Origin of the sequence: Pseudomonas sp. NFPP12 (assembly GCF_900103205.1) — a bacterium.
GTDB lineage: Bacteria > Pseudomonadota > Gammaproteobacteria > Pseudomonadales > Pseudomonadaceae > Aquipseudomonas > Aquipseudomonas protegens.
Map to the genome: position 1 here is coordinate 101,854 of NZ_FMWW01000002.1, position 15,037 is coordinate 116,890.

The following is a 15,037-nucleotide window of genomic DNA, read 5'->3' on the forward strand; positions in this document are numbered from 1 at the left end:
ATGCCCGTTGTTTGCCAATCTGCTGATCATTCTTGCCTCCTCGCTGGTGGTGATTGCGCTGTTCCGGCGCCTGAGCCTGCCCCCGGTGCTGGGCTATCTGTCGGTGGGCCTGATGGTCGGCCCCACCGCGCTGGACTGGGTCAACGACAGTGAGGACCTGCCCGACCTGGCGGAACTGGGGGTGGTATTCCTGCTGTTCTCCCTGGGCCTGGAGTTCTCCTTGTCGAAGATGCTTGCCCTGCGCCACGTGGTGTTTGGCCTGGGCAGCCTGCAAGTGCTGTGCACCGGCTTGATCCTCGGGGTCCTCCTGGCCCTGTTCGGCATGCCCCTGACCGCAGCGCTGATGCTCGGTACCGGGCTGGCCCTGTCCTCCACCGCCATCGTCAGCAAGGAACTGACCAGCCTTGGCGAGATCTTCAGCAGCCACGGGCAGAACGCCATTGGCGTGCTGCTGTTCCAGGACGTGGTGGCGGTGCTGTTGCTGACCCTGGTGCCGGTCTTCGCCGGCAGCAGCGAGCACGCCTGGTACTGGGCCCTGCCGGCGACCCTGGGCAAGACCGTGGTGCTGTTCGTCGGCCTGCTGCTGGCCAGCCGCTGGTTGTTGCCGCGGCTGTTCCATGAAGTGGCCGCTTCGCACTCCGCCGAACTCTTTGTGCTGCTGGCCCTGGTTATCGTCCTGCTCACCGCCTGGCTCACCCACCTGCTGGGCCTGTCACCGGCCCTGGGGGCCTTCCTCGCCGGCATGCTGCTGGGGGAAAGCCATTACCGGCATCAGATCGAGGCCGACATCCGCCCGTTCCGCGACATTCTGCTGGGGCTGTTCTTCGTCAGCATCGGCATGCTCATCGACCTGCAACTGTTCATCGACCATGCCCTGCTGATCACCGGCCTGACCCTGGCCCTGCTGCTGATCAAGGGTTCGGTGGTGGCGACCCTGCTCAAGCTGCGCGGCAGCGATGGCGAAACCGCCTGGCGCAGCGGCCTGGCCCTGGCCCAGGGCGGTGAATTCTGCTTCGCCCTGATGGCGCAGATGCAGCTCAGCCAGATGATCCCGCCCGACATCAGCAGCCTGCTGCTGGCCGCCACCTTCTGCTCGATGCTGGTAACCCCGCTGTTGCTGCGAGCAGCGCCGGTCATCACCGCCCGCCTGCACCGCAAGCCCAACCAGGCCGCGCAACTGGAGGAAATCAGCGCGCAGAACGCCGAGCTGCAAGGCCATGTGCTGATTTGCGGGTATGGCCGGGTCGGCCAGTCCATTGGCCGCTTCCTGCGCCACGAGCAACTGCGCTACATCGCCCTGGACGATGATCCGGTACGGGTCCAGGAAGCGTCTGCGGGAGAAAGCTGCGTGCACTACGGCGACTGCCGGCGCGGCGACCTCCTGGCCGCAGTCGGCCTGGAACGGGCGCGGCTGCTGGTGATCGCAGTGGACAAGAGCGATATCGCGCTGACGGTGCTCAAGGCGGCGCGGCGCCTGGACCGCACGGTGCCGATCCTGGTGCGCACCCGCGATGACAGCCAGTTGGCGGAACTCAAGGCCGCCGGCGCCAACGAAGTGGTGCCCGAACTGCTGGAGTCGAGCCTGATGCTCGCCTCCCATGCCCTGATCATGCTCGGCCTGCCGGAGCAGCGAGTGCAGAGCACCGTGGATGAAGTGCGCCACAGCCGCTACCAACTGTTGCACGGCTTCTATCACGGCACCCAGAACAGCGCCCAGGACAACCGCGAACCGCCGACGGTGCAGATGCACGCGGTCAACCTCGACGCCGATGCCCATGCCTGCAACCGGCCATTGCAGGAGTTGGGCCTGGAGGCACTGGGCGTGGATATACGCGGGGTGCAACGCGATGGCAACGACCTGCCGCTGAACCCCAGCCCGCGCCTGCAAGCCGGCGACCGGGTGCTGGTGTCCGGCCCGCAGGCGGCCATCGAGGCTTGCGAAGCACGCCTGCAAGCCGGTTGAAGCCACCCAGACCAAACCCCGGGCGGCGAGCGCCCAGGGTCATCAATACCAGGGGCGTCGTTTCAGTCCTGGCTCACCGCGCCGATCTTGTGCAGCGACAGGTCGGCGCCGTAGTACTCCTGTTCCTGGGTCAGGCGCAGCCCGCAGACCGCCTTGATCACCCCATACACGGCCAGGCCGCCCAGCAGCGCCACCGCCACCCCGAGGCCGGTGCCGATCAACTGGCTGACCAGGCTGACCCCACCCAGGCCGCCCAGGGCACTCTGGCCAAAGATCCCGCAGGCAATGCCGCCCCATACACCGCACAGGCCATGCAACGGCCAGACCCCGAGCACGTCGTCGATCTTCCATTGGCTCTGCGCGGCGATGAAGCACCAGACGAACAGCGCTCCGGCAATGGCGCCGGTGATCAAGGCGCCCACCGGGTGCATCAGGTCCGAGCCGGCGCAGATCGCCACCAGCCCGGCCAGCGGGCCGTTATGCAGGAAGCCCGGGTCGTTGCGGCCGACGATCAGCGCCGCCACCGTGCCGCCCACCATGGACATCAGCGAGTTCACCGCCACCAGCCCGCTGACGCCCTGCAAGGTCTGGGCGCTCATGACGTTGAAGCCGAACCAGCCGACAATCAGGATCCACGAGCCCAGGGCCAGGAACGGAATGCTCGACGGCGCGAACGCCACCAGCTTGCCGTCGCGGTAGCGGCCATTGCGCGGCCCCAGCAACAGCACCGCGGCCAGGGCCAGCCAGCCTCCCATGGCGTGCACCACCACCGAGCCGGCAAAGTCATGGAAGCCGGCACCGAAGCGCTGCTGCAACCAGGCCTGCACCCCGAAGTTGCCGTTCCACACCAGCCCTTCGAAAAACGGGTAGACAAAGGCCACGATCAGCACCGTGGCGCACAATTGCGGCACAAAACGCGCGCGCTCGGCGATGCCACCGGAGATAATCGCCGGGATCGCCGCAGCGAACGTCAGCAGGAAGAAGAACTTCACCAGGCCGTAGCCGTGATCGGCACTGATCACCGCCGCCGGTTGCAGGAAGCTCACGCCGTAGGAGATCCAATAGCCTATAAAGAAATAGGCCAGGGTCGAGACGGCGAAGTCACTGAGGATCTTCGACAGCGCATTGACCTGGTTCTTCTGCCGGACGGTGCCGACTTCGAGGAAGGCAAAGCCGGCGTGCATGGCCAGGACCATGACCGCCCCGATCAGGATGAACAGGGTATTGGAACCGTGGACCAGGGTGTCCACAGCGCTTTGCAGATTTTCCATGGAGTAGGCAGATCCGAAATCGGCCAGCCGTTCCCTGGCAGGGCGCCCCGCTCCTTGCACCAAGTTGGCTCCCGGGCGCGCCATTGCACGCATTCGGTGAACCGTTTTGGCGCGCCGGGGGCGGCACGACAAACCACGGGGTGAGGACTGACCTGAGGTTATGGTTTTCTTGGCCAGGGTTTACGCGGGCTACAGCGCGACCCTCGCTCGTTTTCGGCGCAGGCCCGGGGCCTGGCGCACCAGGACAAAGCAAAAGCTGTACCAGACAATTGCAGTGAACCTTCGCCCAGGGCTCACACTCATAGCTCACACAAGCAACTAACGGAGATGGAACCATGGCCAGCAAAACGGCAAAGACGGCTCAAGAAGTACTGATGGCGGATTTTCAGGCACTGGTCAGTGACACGGAGCGTCTGCTGGAACACACCGCGACCCTGGCCGGCGACCAGGCCGACGAGTTGCGCGAGCAGATCCACGACAGCCTGCTCAAGGCCCGGGAGACCCTGCAACTGACCGAAGACTCCCTGCGCCAGCGGGGCCAGGCAGCGGTCACCGCCGCCGAGGACTATGTGCAGAGCAACCCTTGGCAATCGGTGGGCATCGCCGCCGGCGTGGGCTTCCTGATCGGCCTCCTGGCGACGCGGCGCTGATATGGCTATCGGCGAATCCACTTCGTCCGGCAGCGGCCCGAGCGCGTCTTCGCGGCGCCTGGGGGCGGCAGTCCTGGGGCTGCTGCACAGCCATGTCGAGCTGTTCGGCATCGAGTTGCAGGAGCAGAAAGCACGCACCGTGAGCCTGCTGCTGTTCGCCGGGCTGGCCCTGGTGTTCGCCCTGCTGTTGCTGGTGGGGCTGTCGGCACTGGTGCTGATCCTGTTGTGGGACAGCTATCGCCTGGCTGGAATCATCGGCCTGTGCGTGTTCTACACCCTGGCGGCGATCTTCTGCGGATTGCGCCTCAAGGCAGCGATCTTCGATGAATCCTCACCTTTCCACGCCACCCTCGAAGAGTTGGCCAATGATCGGGAGCGCCTCCTGCCATGAAACTGCCTGAAGTCCCGCAGAACACTTCACGCCGGGAAATGCGCAAGGTACTGATCCGCCTGCGCATGGAAATGCACCGCCAGGAAATCCGTCACGAGTCCCAGCAACTGCTGCAACCCCTGCAACGGGTCCGCGGCCTGGGGCAGAGCTGGCAGGAAGGCTTGGGCATCAAGCACGCCCCGCTCTGGGGCGTGGCAGTGGTGACGCTACTGGGCTTCATCACCGGCAAGGGTGCCAAGAGCGGCGGTGCCGGCGGCCTCACACGCCTGGTTCGCCTGGGCACCACGCTGGTGCCGCTGATCAAGCTGGTGATGCAAGGCTCCTCGCGCAAATCCTGAGCGGCGCTATCTGGCTGCATTCTTGCTAAGCAACCCGGATCGGCCCCTTTACCCAGGGGCCGGTTCGTGGCCGCCTCCCCGTCAGCCACGGCCCTACTCCACCCAGACTCTTGTAAGGAGGCCCTGTGATCGACGGGCAACCGCTCGCCTGCTTCCAGCCCTTCATCGACACCGCCACCGGGCGTATCGCCGGGGTCGAAGCCCTGGGCCGCCTGCGCCAGGACAATGGCCAACTGGCGTCCGTGGGGCCGCTGTTCGCCGATCCTCGAACCCCCTCCAGCGCCCTGCGCCGCCTTGACCGGCTGATCCGCGACGACGCCCTGCGGCGCCTGCACGAGGCACCCGCGGACTGGTTCCTGAGCCTGAACATTTCCCCCCGATGGATCAGCCGCCTGCGCCCCGGGCAGCCCTTGCCCAGCCTCAAGCAATTGCAGCAGAACCGCGTAGACCCGCGGCGCATCGTGTTCGAGATCACTGAACTGGGGGGCAACAGCCAACGCCTCAGCGAAGTGGTGGCGCGCTATCGTCAGGCCGGGGCACGGATCGCCATCGACGACTTCGGCGCCGGCTACTCGCAACTGGACCGGGTGCTGGCCCTGCAACCGGACATCCTCAAGCTCGACATGCGCCTGTTCCAGGCCGCGGCCCGGGGTGGCCCCAGCAGCGACGTGGTCAAGGCCCTGGCGCAGATGGCGGAGAAGACCGGCTGCTGGATCATCGCCGAAGGTGTGGAAACCGAAGCCGAACTGGATTTCGCCCTGGAGTGCGGCTCGCGCTATGTACAGGGCTTCCTGTTTGCCCAGGCCGAGCAACAGTTTTACCCCAGCGATGCCTTCGTCCAGCCCTTCGCCCGCCTGCGCGAGCGCTACGTGCGGCACAAGCTGGCCGAACGCAACCGGCTGATGCGCATGCGCCTGCAACTGGCCGAGCTGATGAACCTGCTGCAGGCCTGGGCCCAGGCCCAGGCGCCCATCAGCCAACTGCCCCGGGTCGAGGCCTTTCCCTGGCTACTGCGTTTCTATCAGTGCGACCGCCATGGCACCCAACTGACCCCGAACCTGGAATGGCGCCACAACAGCTGGCAGGCCGACAGCAGCTACGTTGGCCACAACTGGTCCTGGCGCCCGTACTTCTATCACCTGCTGGCCGAAGGCTGGGAGGAGCGACGCCTGACCCTGTCCAACACCTACCGCGACGCCACCAGCAACCAGTATTGCCTGACCGCCGGGCAGTTTTTCGACAACGGCCAGCGCCTGCTGCTGATCGACATCGACGCGGCCGGCCTGTAACCCCGTCCCGTTTGCCGGCGAACGCAGCGCCACGATGGATGCACGAACTGCGGGCCCTTTCGCCGGCAAGCCGGCTCCTACAGGTGGGCCGCAGGCCAGGTCATTTCCGTGCAGGAGCTGGCTTGCCAGCAAAGGCGTCGACACAAGCGCAGACCATGCGCCTCTTGCGGCCACGCTCGAGAAACCGGAAGCTCTGCCCTTCAGTTTTTTTCGGAGAGACCCGCCTTGGATTGGCAGACCCTGCTCAACCGCGAACGCCTCGGAAAGCCAGTGCACAGCCCGGAAGAACTCGGCCGTAGCCCTTTCCACAAAGACCACGACCGCATCATCTTCTCCGGTGCCTTCCGCCGCCTGGGGCGCAAGACCCAGGTGCACCCGGTGTCCAGCAACGACCATATCCACACCCGCCTGACCCACTCCCTGGAAGTCAGCTGTGTAGGTCGTTCCCTGGGCATGCGCGTCGGCGAGACCCTGCGCAGCGCCCTGCCCGATTGGTGTGAGCCCAGCGACCTGGGGATGGTGGTGCAATCGGCCTGCCTGGCCCACGACATCGGCAACCCGCCCTTCGGCCACTCCGGGGAAGACGCCATCCGCCACTGGTTCCAGCAAGCCGCCGGGCGGGGCTGGCTGGATGCGATGAGCGAGGCCGAACGCCAGGACTTCCTCAACTTCGAAGGCAACGCCCAGGGCTTCCGGGTGCTCACCCAGCTCGAATACCACCAGTTCGATGGCGGCACCCGGCTCACCTACGCCACCCTCGGCACCTACCTCAAGTACCCCTGGACCGCGCGCCATGCCGACTCCCTGGGCTACAAGAAGCACAAGTTCGGCTGCTACCAGAGCGAGCTGCCGCTGCTGGAACAGATCGCCCACAAGCTGGGCCTGCCACAGCTGGAAGACCAGCGCTGGGCCCGGCACCCGCTGGTGTACCTGATGGAAGCGGCGGACGACATCTGCTACGCCCTGATCGACCTTGAGGACGGCCTGGAGATGGACCTGCTGGAGTACGCCGAAGTCGAGGCGTTGCTACTCGGCCTGGTGGGCGACGACCTGCCGGAAACCTATCGCCAGCTGGGCCCCAGCGATTCGCGCCGGCGACGCCTGGCAATCCTGCGGGGCAAGGCCATCGAGCACCTGACCAACGCCGCCGCCCGGGCCTTTGTCGAACAGCAGGACGCCCTGCTGGCCGGCACCCTGCACGGCGACCTGGTGGAGCACATGCATGGTCCGGCCAAGCGTTGCGTACTCAATGCCAAGGATGTGGCGCGGCGCAAGATCTTCCAGGACAAGCGCAAGACCCTGCACGAGATCGGCGCCTACACCACCCTGGAGATCCTGCTGAACTCCTTCTGCGGCGCGGCGCTGGAACAGCATGGCGGCAAGACCCCCTCGTTCAAGAACCGGCGGATCCTCGACCTGCTGGGCAATAACGCACCGGACCCGAACTGGCCGTTGCATACCTCGTTCCTGCGCATGATCGATTTCATCGCCGGCATGACCGACAGCTATGCCAGTGAGATGGCCCGGGAAATGACCGGGCGCTCCAGCCCGCAATAACCGTCATTCATCAAGTGCCCGGCCACTGTGCCAGGCACTTGATATGACCTGCGACATCCAATCTGCAACTAAGGGAATCCCCTAGCCAGAGTATCGCTACATAGTTTTCTATACGTCGATAATTTCGCCGGCGGCACCACCAGAAACTATGGGTGCAGTGCAGAATTCTTACCACCAAGACATCTAAGGAGATCCCCTAGCAACAACAGCCCGATCAAACAAGAACAACAATAGAGCAACTACTCAAACAGAAAGAGTAAGTAGCCGAAAACACTTGGCGCTCGCAAGTTGATATACGAACTGACGATTACAGAATTAAACATCCAGTTAGCCATTCAACCAAACATCCTACCTTTGAATAATTCACCCGAGCGCCACACCCCTTGCCAATCAGGGCTGACAAGCAAATTCCGTTAGCCTTCTATGTATTTACAATTTACGTACAAATAGCCTTTTGGGTTTCGGATAGTCTCGATTTCACAGGCTATTCCCCCCGCTGACCACCCCCGGAAAAATTAATTTTGCGCTGCGCTGTAACGTTTCCACTGCAACTCACTCAACCCTTTTGTCATACCTGAATTTGCACTAACCCATCCGGCACTTACTCAGGAACTGTCACTTCCGAGCACTTGAGCACTGAACCTCAGATATAGATATCGAAGGTATCTAGCGTTCACAGGGCAGAACTAAAAGCGACGCCACTAGTTGAGCCTCATACCCGGCTTTCCGAGTGTCTGTCACTTCGTCTTATTACAGTAAGGATGCCAAGTGCCCTATTCATTACGCACTGACCGCTCCCTTCTCCCCCACACCAGCACTTGGTGCCTGGGACTGCTGCTGGGCCTGACGTACCTGACGCCGGCCCTGGCCGATAACCTGCAACCGGGCCAGGAAGCCCTGCGCCTGCAGCAACAACAGCAACGGGACCTGCAACAACTGCAACTGGAACAGCGCCAGCGGCAGATGCAGCGCGGCAGTTTCAGCAGCACCCCGGCGGCCCCCAGCCAACCTGCGCAGACTGCCAGCGACGAGCGCTGCTGGCCCCTGAGCGGCACCCGCATCGGCGGCGTCAGCCTGTTCGACAAGGCCCGGCTCAACGCCTACATCAAGCCGTATGTCGCGCCGTGCATGGGGGCCAATCAGATCAACCAACTGCTGGCGGCCATCACTCGCCTCTATGTAGAGGCCGGCTACATCGCCAGCCGCCCTTACCTGGCCAGCACTCCGGCGGCCGGGCACAGCCTGGATATCCTGGTAGAGGAAGGCTACGTCGAAGCCATCGAACTGGCCGACCAGAGCCTGCCGGTATCCCTGCGCGGCGCTTTCCCGGGCATGCTCGGCAAGCCCCTGTACCTGCGGGACCTGGAGCAGGGCCTGGATCAACTGAACCGCCTGCGCTCCCTGGACCTGACCGCCGACATCGCCCCCGGCAGCCAGCCCGGAGCCTCGCGGATCATCCTGCGCTCGCGCAGCAGCGCCGCACGCTGGGGCCTGGGCCTGGGGGTGGACAACCTGGGCAGCGCCGGCACCGGGCGTGACCGGCAGTCGATCAACCTCAATCTCGACAGCCCGTTGCAGATCAACGATGCGCTGAACCTGAACTACAGCGACACCCTCAACCACGGCCCGCGCTACAGCCGCAGCAGCAGCCTGTTCTACTCGGTGCCCTACGGCTACTGGACCTACAGCCTGTTCGCCAGCCATGCCGAATACCGCGCGCCGCTCAAGCTGCCCCGCACCACCTTGTACAACAGCGGGCGTACCGACATGGTCAGCGGCCGCGCCGACCGGGTGCTGTGGCGCGACCAGAGCCACCAGCTCAGCGCCAACCTGCAACTGGCCTACAAGGATGTGGACAGCTACCTGCAGAAGGCCCACCTGCAGATCCAGAGCCCGACCCTGACCGTGGCCGAAGCCGGGCTCAACCTGTTCTGGCTCGACAGCGCAGTGTGGAACCTGGATGTGAATTACGCCCAGGGCCTGACCTGGTTCGGCGCCGACCGCGACTCGCAGCAGGTACAGCGCAACCTACCCCAGGCGCAGTTCCGCAAGTACCGCGCCGGCCTCAGCCAGTGGCGCAACGGCCAGCTGGGCACCCAGCGCTGGCAGTGGCAGAGCCAGCTCTCGGCGCAGTACAGCCCGGACCCGCTGCCGGCCATCGAACAACTGCTGGGCACCGACGATTCGGCGGTGCGCGGCTATCGCATCAACAGTGCTTCCGGCGCCATTGGCGCGGTATGGCGCAACACCCTGCGCCTGCCGCTCGACAACGACCTGCCGGTCAAGATCACCCCGCGCCTGGGGCTGGACAACGGCTGGATCAAGGCCGAGCACGGCGCCCGGAGCCGGCAGCTGAGCGGTGCCAGCTTGGGGCTCAACCTGAGCTGGAAAAAACTCCAGGTCGACCTGGACTACCAACGCAGCCTCAACACCCCAGAAGGTTTCCGAACGGAGCCGGAAGTCTGGCTGGCCAGGTTCAGCCTGCAGATTTGACCCGACCGCCGATTAGCCTGAATCAACCGACGAACCTGAGCATCACGCGCCGTTGCCCCCTTAGAAAGCAACGCCCGGCTCACCCCACTCAGAACGAGGTTCTCATGCCTGACAACACTCACAGGTTCCACCTTTCGCCCCAGGGCACATTGCGCTGGACCATCGCCGGCCTGCTGCTGGTCTCCCATCTGCCCCTGGCCCTGGCCGGCGGGATCACCGTGGCCGAGGGGCCCGGCGGCATCCCCCAGCTGCAAAACCAGGGTGGCGTACCTATCGTCAACATCGTCGCGCCCAATGCCGGCGGCCTGTCCCACAACCAGTTCCTGGACTACAACGTCGGGCAACAGGGCGTGGTACTGAACAACGCCTTGCAGGCCGGGCAGTCGCAACTGGCCGGGCAACTGGCGGCCAACCAGCAGTTCCACGGCCAGGCGGCCAGCGTGATCCTCAACGAAGTGATCAGCCGCAATGCCTCGCAACTCAATGGTGCCCAGGAGATCTTCGGCCGCGCCGCCGACTTCGTGCTGGCCAACCCCAATGGCATCTCGGTCAATGGCGGCAGCTTCATCAACACCCCCAATGCCAGCCTGGTGGTGGGCCGCCCGGAACTCCAGGACGGCAAGCTGCAAGGGCTCAACACCCAGGATGCCCGCGGCCAGTTGGCTATCCAGGGCGGTGGCCTGCGCAACGCCGAGGGTTCGATCAATCTGATCGCCCCGCGCATCGACAGCCAGGGCGCCCTCAAGGCCCGAGACCAGTTGAATGTCACCGTCGGTCGCAACCAGCTGGACTACCCCAGCGGCCAGGTGCGTAACGTCGACCCGGCAAGCCGCACCCAGGAGCAGCGCATCGACGCCAGCCTGTTCGGTGCCATGCAGGCCGGGCGGATCAATATCGTCAGCACCGCCGAAGGTGCCGGGGTGCGTGTCGGCGCCGTCCAGGTGGACGGCCGCGACGGGGTCAAGCTGAGTTCCGCCGGTGACCTGGACATCCGTGGCCAGGCCGTGGACAACAGCCTCGACGCGATCCGTGCCGGGGTCAGCAGCCAGGGCGACATCGAGCTGCACGGAGCCAAGGACCTGACCCTGGCCGCCACCGATGTCAGTGGCCGCAACGTCAAGCTCGACGCCGGGCGCAACCTGACCCTGAGCAGCATCGAAAGCCGCAAGCTCCAGGAAAAACGCCAGCAATGGGAAAACAGCACCATCGGCATCACCTGGGAAACCTACGACAGTACCCACACCGACAGCGACAGCCGCCAGCACGGTAACAAGGTCGTCGCCCGGCAGGATGCCGAGCTGAATTCCGGCGCCAGCACCCAGATCCAGGGCAGCAGCGTCGAGGCCGGCAATCGCCTGAGCGCCCAAAGCGGCGGCGACCTGCGCCTGACCGCCGCCACCGAGACCCACACCCAGCGTGACCAGGGCCAGCATCGCAAGCACCTGTGGAAGGAAAACTGGGACAACGCCAGCAGCGAGCAGCGCACCGTCACCAGCCAGCTCAAGAGCGGCAAGCAGCTGGAACTGACCAGCCAGCAGACACTGCAACTGCAGGGCGCCGAGCTGCACAGCCAGGGCGACATCCTGCTGAGCGCCAAGGACGTCGACATCACCAGCGCCAGCCGCCAGCAGAGCCAGAGCAACCAGCGCTACTCCGGCGACCTGGTGGGCGGTGGCTTCTTCGGCAAGAACGCCGACGGCGACCAGGGCAAGACCCAGAACCAGGGCAGCAAGGTCAACGCCGACGGCAAGCTGATCGTGCGCGCCGACAGCGTACGCATCAGCGGCAGCCAGGCCCGGGGTGGCACCGAGGCCAGCGTCATCAGTGACAAGGGCGCGCTGACCATCGACGGCGTGCGGGACACGTCCCACAGCAACAACCACAGCAAGGACAGCAAGTTCTTCGGCATTGCCAAGGACGAGAGCCGCCAGCAGAACAAGGGCAGCACCACGGTCGGCAGCCAGTTGCGCTCGGACAGCAACCTCAAGTTGCAAAGCGCCGAGGACCTGACCGTCAGCGGCTCCCAGGTTGCCGCAGCAGGGGCACTGGACGCCAGCGCCAAGGGCACGATCAAGGTCGCGGCCGCCGAAGACACCCAGCACGACAGCAGCAGCACCCAGAAGCGCGGCTTCGACGCCTACGCCAAGGAAAATGCACCGGGCACCGGCCAATACCGGGCCGGGGTGCGCTACCAGGATCAGCAGCGCAACGACAGCAACGACAGCACCCGGCAACAGGCCTCCAGCCTCACCGGCGGCACCCTGGCGGTCACTGCCGGCGAAGATCTCAAGGTGCAAGGCAGCGACCTTGCGGCCACGGCCGGCGATGCCAGCCTGAGCGGCAAGCATGTGCAGTTGCTGGCCGCGGACAACACAACCGAGAAGCACAGCGACAGCACCACCACCGGCGGCGGTTTCTATTACACCGGCGGCCTGGACCGGGCCGGCAACGGCGTGGAAGTGGCGCACAACAGCAGCCAGGACAGCAGCAGCAAGAGCACCGCGCAAACCAGCAACATCGGCGCCAGCGGCAACCTGACCATCAACGCCGGCAACCGCCTGACCACCGAAGGGGCCCAGGTCAAGGCTGGCGGTACCTTGCAGGTCAACGCCGGCGAGGTGGTGAACAAGGCTGCCCGCAACAGCGAAACCAGCCACCACCAGGACAACAACTGGGCAGTGGATGTCGGCGCCAACGTCGAATACAAGGGCGTCACCCGGCCGATCGAGAAGGCCATCCAGGGCGTGGCCCAACGCAAGTTCCATCAACCGGGAGTACTCGATGCCCTGGAACAGCCCAACGTCGGGCTGGACGTGGACGTCAGCCACCAGAACCGCCAGCTGGACAGCAGCAGCGGCACCGCAGTGGTCAGCCAGTTGAGCGGTGGCCAGGTCGAGGTCAAGGTCAAAGGCCAACTGCAGGACCAGGGCACCCAGTACCGTGCCACTGATGGCGCGGTGAAAATCAGCGCCGACAGCCTGCTGGCCAGCGCCGCCAGCAACAGCACCAGCAGCAGCGAACAGGCCCTGGATGCCAAGGCCGGCGTGCGGGTCTACACCAATACCGGCGAGGACCTGAACATCCGCGGCAGCGGCGCCGGTGGCAGCAGTACCGTCACCAGCAGCAAGGACCAGGCCCAGGTCGGCAGCTACAACGCCAGCCAGGGCGTGGACATCCAGCTGGCCGGCGACGGGCGCTTCGAAGGCAGCCAGTTCAATGGCGGTCAGGGTGGCGTGAAGCTCAAGAGCGGCGGTGAACTGGCGCTGAACCAGGCCAATGACCGCCAGAGCAGCAGCAACTCCAGCCTGCGTGGCGACGCCTCGCTGACCCTGGGCACCACCCCGGGCAGCAACGGCGGCAACCTCAACCTGGGTGCCGGTGTCCAGTTGGACCACAAAAGCCTGGAGCAGCAGGACAGCCAGGCGCGGGTCGCCAGCATCCAGGGCCAGGGCCCGGTGCAGCTCGACAGCGGCGCCAACCTGACGCTGCAAGGCACGCAGATCGGCAACGCGGCACGGCCTACCGGCGATATCCGCCTGGACGCTGGCGGCAAGCTGGACCTGCAAGCCGCCGTGGACACCCACACCAGCCAGGGCAGCAACCTGGGTGGCGGGCTCACCGCCGGTGCCAGTAAAACTAGCAGCGAGCAAAGCAGCGGCAAGAGCGCCAACCTCAGCGCCAACTTCAACATTGGCCGGGTCTCTGAAAACGACCAGGGCCAGCGCGGCGCGCAACTCTACAGCCAGGGCCAGGTCCTGCTGGGCAGCGCCGCCACCGGCGACGACGCGATTCACTTGCAGGGCACCCGGATCGATGCCGGCAAGGTCGTCCTGGATGCGGCCCAGGGCGGCATCTTCCAGGAGTCGGCGCACTCTACCCAGGCCCATGACAACTGGGGCCTGACCCTGGGCGCCGGTGGCAGCATGGGCAAGACCACCCTGGCCGATGCCAGCGAGCACGACTCGCCGAAAATCGACCGCGGGATCAACGCCCGGGCCAAGATCGACGTCGACCAGCGCCAGAGCACCACCCAGCACAACAGCCTGATCAAGGCCGACCAGGTGGTCCTCAACAGCGCCGGCAACGTGCATCTGGCCGGGGCCAACATCGACGCGCAACGGGTCGACGGGGCCATCGGTGGCCGCCTCGACATCGAAAGCCGCCAGGACCGCCTGCGCAGCACCCAGGTCAATATCGACGCCAAGCTGGAGGTGGCGAAGAACCAGCCCGGGCTGGTGGACAAGCTGGCCAAGCCGGCCGGCCCGCTCAAGGACGACCTGAAGGCCAAGGCCGAGAAAGGCTTCGACAAGCACCGCGAGAAACTGGAGAACGCCGTGGACAAGGGCGTCGACAAACTCGGCTCGGCCAAGGACAGCGTGGTCGCCCAGGCCAGCAACGCCAAGGAGCGCCTGGGCGAGAAGCTCAGCCGCAGCGGCAGCTACGACGTCAACCCCGAGCCCCGTGGCGCCTTTGGCAACGGTGTGGACAAGGCCAAGAGCTACCTGGCCGACAAGGCCGACGCCGTGGGCAATGGCTTCTCCAGCCTCAAGGAACGCTTCTGGCCGAAAACCAGCGACAGCTACTCGGTCAGCGAAAAGAACACTACCGGCAGCAAGGTGGCCAACACCGCTGAAGGCGTGCTGTTCGGCGACAAGAGCGGCAACACCTCCTACACCCCGACCTTGAACCTGGGCTTGAGCCATGCTGGCAAGGACAGTGTGGAGCAGGCCTCGGGCATCCGTGGCCAGCAAGGGGTGAACCTGCGGGTCAGCGGCGAAACCACGCTCACCGGTGCACGCATCGGTGCCAGCGAGGGTCGGGTCGACCTGGGGGGCTCCAAGGTCACCAGCAACGCCCTGGCCGGCTCGGACTACCGCGTTGATGCCGGGCTCAACCTGTCCAAGTCACCGGTCAACCTGGTCCTGGGCGCCGGTAGCGAGCTGACCCGCAAACAGGACGAAGCCACCAGTAAGGACCAGGTGTTCAACCTCGGCCCGCTGCGTGTCGGCGGTCACAGCAACAGCCAGTTGCTGCAAGCCGGTATCGATCAGAAAACGCCATGAGGCCATGGCCGCCCTCCCTCCT

At 65.2% G+C, this 15,037-nt stretch carries 9 protein-coding genes; 8 read left to right on the plus strand and 1 reads right to left on the minus strand.

Annotated elements, in window-relative coordinates; all coding sequences use genetic code 11:
• Positions 1-7: 7 nt before the first annotated feature.
• Positions 8-1,963 carry a monovalent cation:proton antiporter family protein gene (locus BLS75_RS07995; RefSeq protein WP_072450609.1) on the plus strand — a complete coding sequence of 652 codons (1,956 nt, stop codon included), beginning with the start codon at positions 8-10 and terminating at the stop codon, positions 1,961-1,963.
• A gap of 62 nt (positions 1,964-2,025) precedes the next feature.
• On the opposite strand, the gene BLS75_RS08000 is transcribed toward BLS75_RS07995, so the two are convergent.
• The gene (locus BLS75_RS08000; protein WP_072450610.1) at positions 2,026-3,234 is read right to left on the minus strand and encodes an ammonium transporter; all 1,209 of its coding nucleotides are present in this window, start codon (positions 3,232-3,234) and stop codon (positions 2,026-2,028) included.
• Positions 3,235-3,569: 335 nt separating this feature from the next.
• Here BLS75_RS08000 and BLS75_RS08005 point away from each other — a divergent pair, with 335 nt between their 5' ends.
• From BLS75_RS08005 to BLS75_RS08035, 7 genes are all read left to right on the plus strand, one after another.
• Complete coding sequence (locus tag BLS75_RS08005; protein ID WP_011062506.1) at positions 3,570-3,884, plus strand: ElaB/YgaM/YqjD family protein; 315 nt, start codon at positions 3,570-3,572, stop codon at positions 3,882-3,884.
• A 1-nt stretch (position 3,885) separates the two neighbouring features.
• Entirely contained in the window at positions 3,886-4,275 is a 390-nt protein-coding gene (locus BLS75_RS08010; RefSeq protein ID WP_011062507.1) for a phage holin family protein, read from the plus strand.
• Complete coding sequence (locus tag BLS75_RS08015) at positions 4,272-4,613, plus strand: hypothetical protein (protein ID WP_011062508.1); 342 nt, start codon at positions 4,272-4,274, stop codon at positions 4,611-4,613. The genes BLS75_RS08010 and BLS75_RS08015 overlap by 4 nt, the downstream gene beginning before the upstream one ends.
• 125 nt (positions 4,614-4,738) lie before the next feature.
• Positions 4,739-5,902 (plus strand): EAL domain-containing protein, encoded by a 1,164-nt coding sequence (locus BLS75_RS08020; RefSeq protein ID WP_053153063.1) that lies wholly within the window; start codon positions 4,739-4,741, stop codon positions 5,900-5,902.
• Positions 5,903-6,127: 225 nt separating this feature from the next.
• Positions 6,128-7,459 carry a deoxyguanosinetriphosphate triphosphohydrolase gene (locus BLS75_RS08025; RefSeq protein WP_011062510.1) on the plus strand — a complete coding sequence of 444 codons (1,332 nt, stop codon included), beginning with the start codon at positions 6,128-6,130 and terminating at the stop codon, positions 7,457-7,459.
• Between the two features lie 825 nt (positions 7,460-8,284).
• Entirely contained in the window at positions 8,285-9,952 is a 1,668-nt protein-coding gene (locus BLS75_RS08030) for a ShlB/FhaC/HecB family hemolysin secretion/activation protein (RefSeq protein ID WP_219737557.1), read from the plus strand.
• A 104-nt stretch (positions 9,953-10,056) separates the two neighbouring features.
• Positions 10,057-15,015 (plus strand): hemagglutinin repeat-containing protein, encoded by a 4,959-nt coding sequence (locus tag BLS75_RS08035; protein WP_072450612.1) that lies wholly within the window; start codon positions 10,057-10,059, stop codon positions 15,013-15,015.
• Positions 15,016-15,037 lie beyond the last annotated feature (22 nt).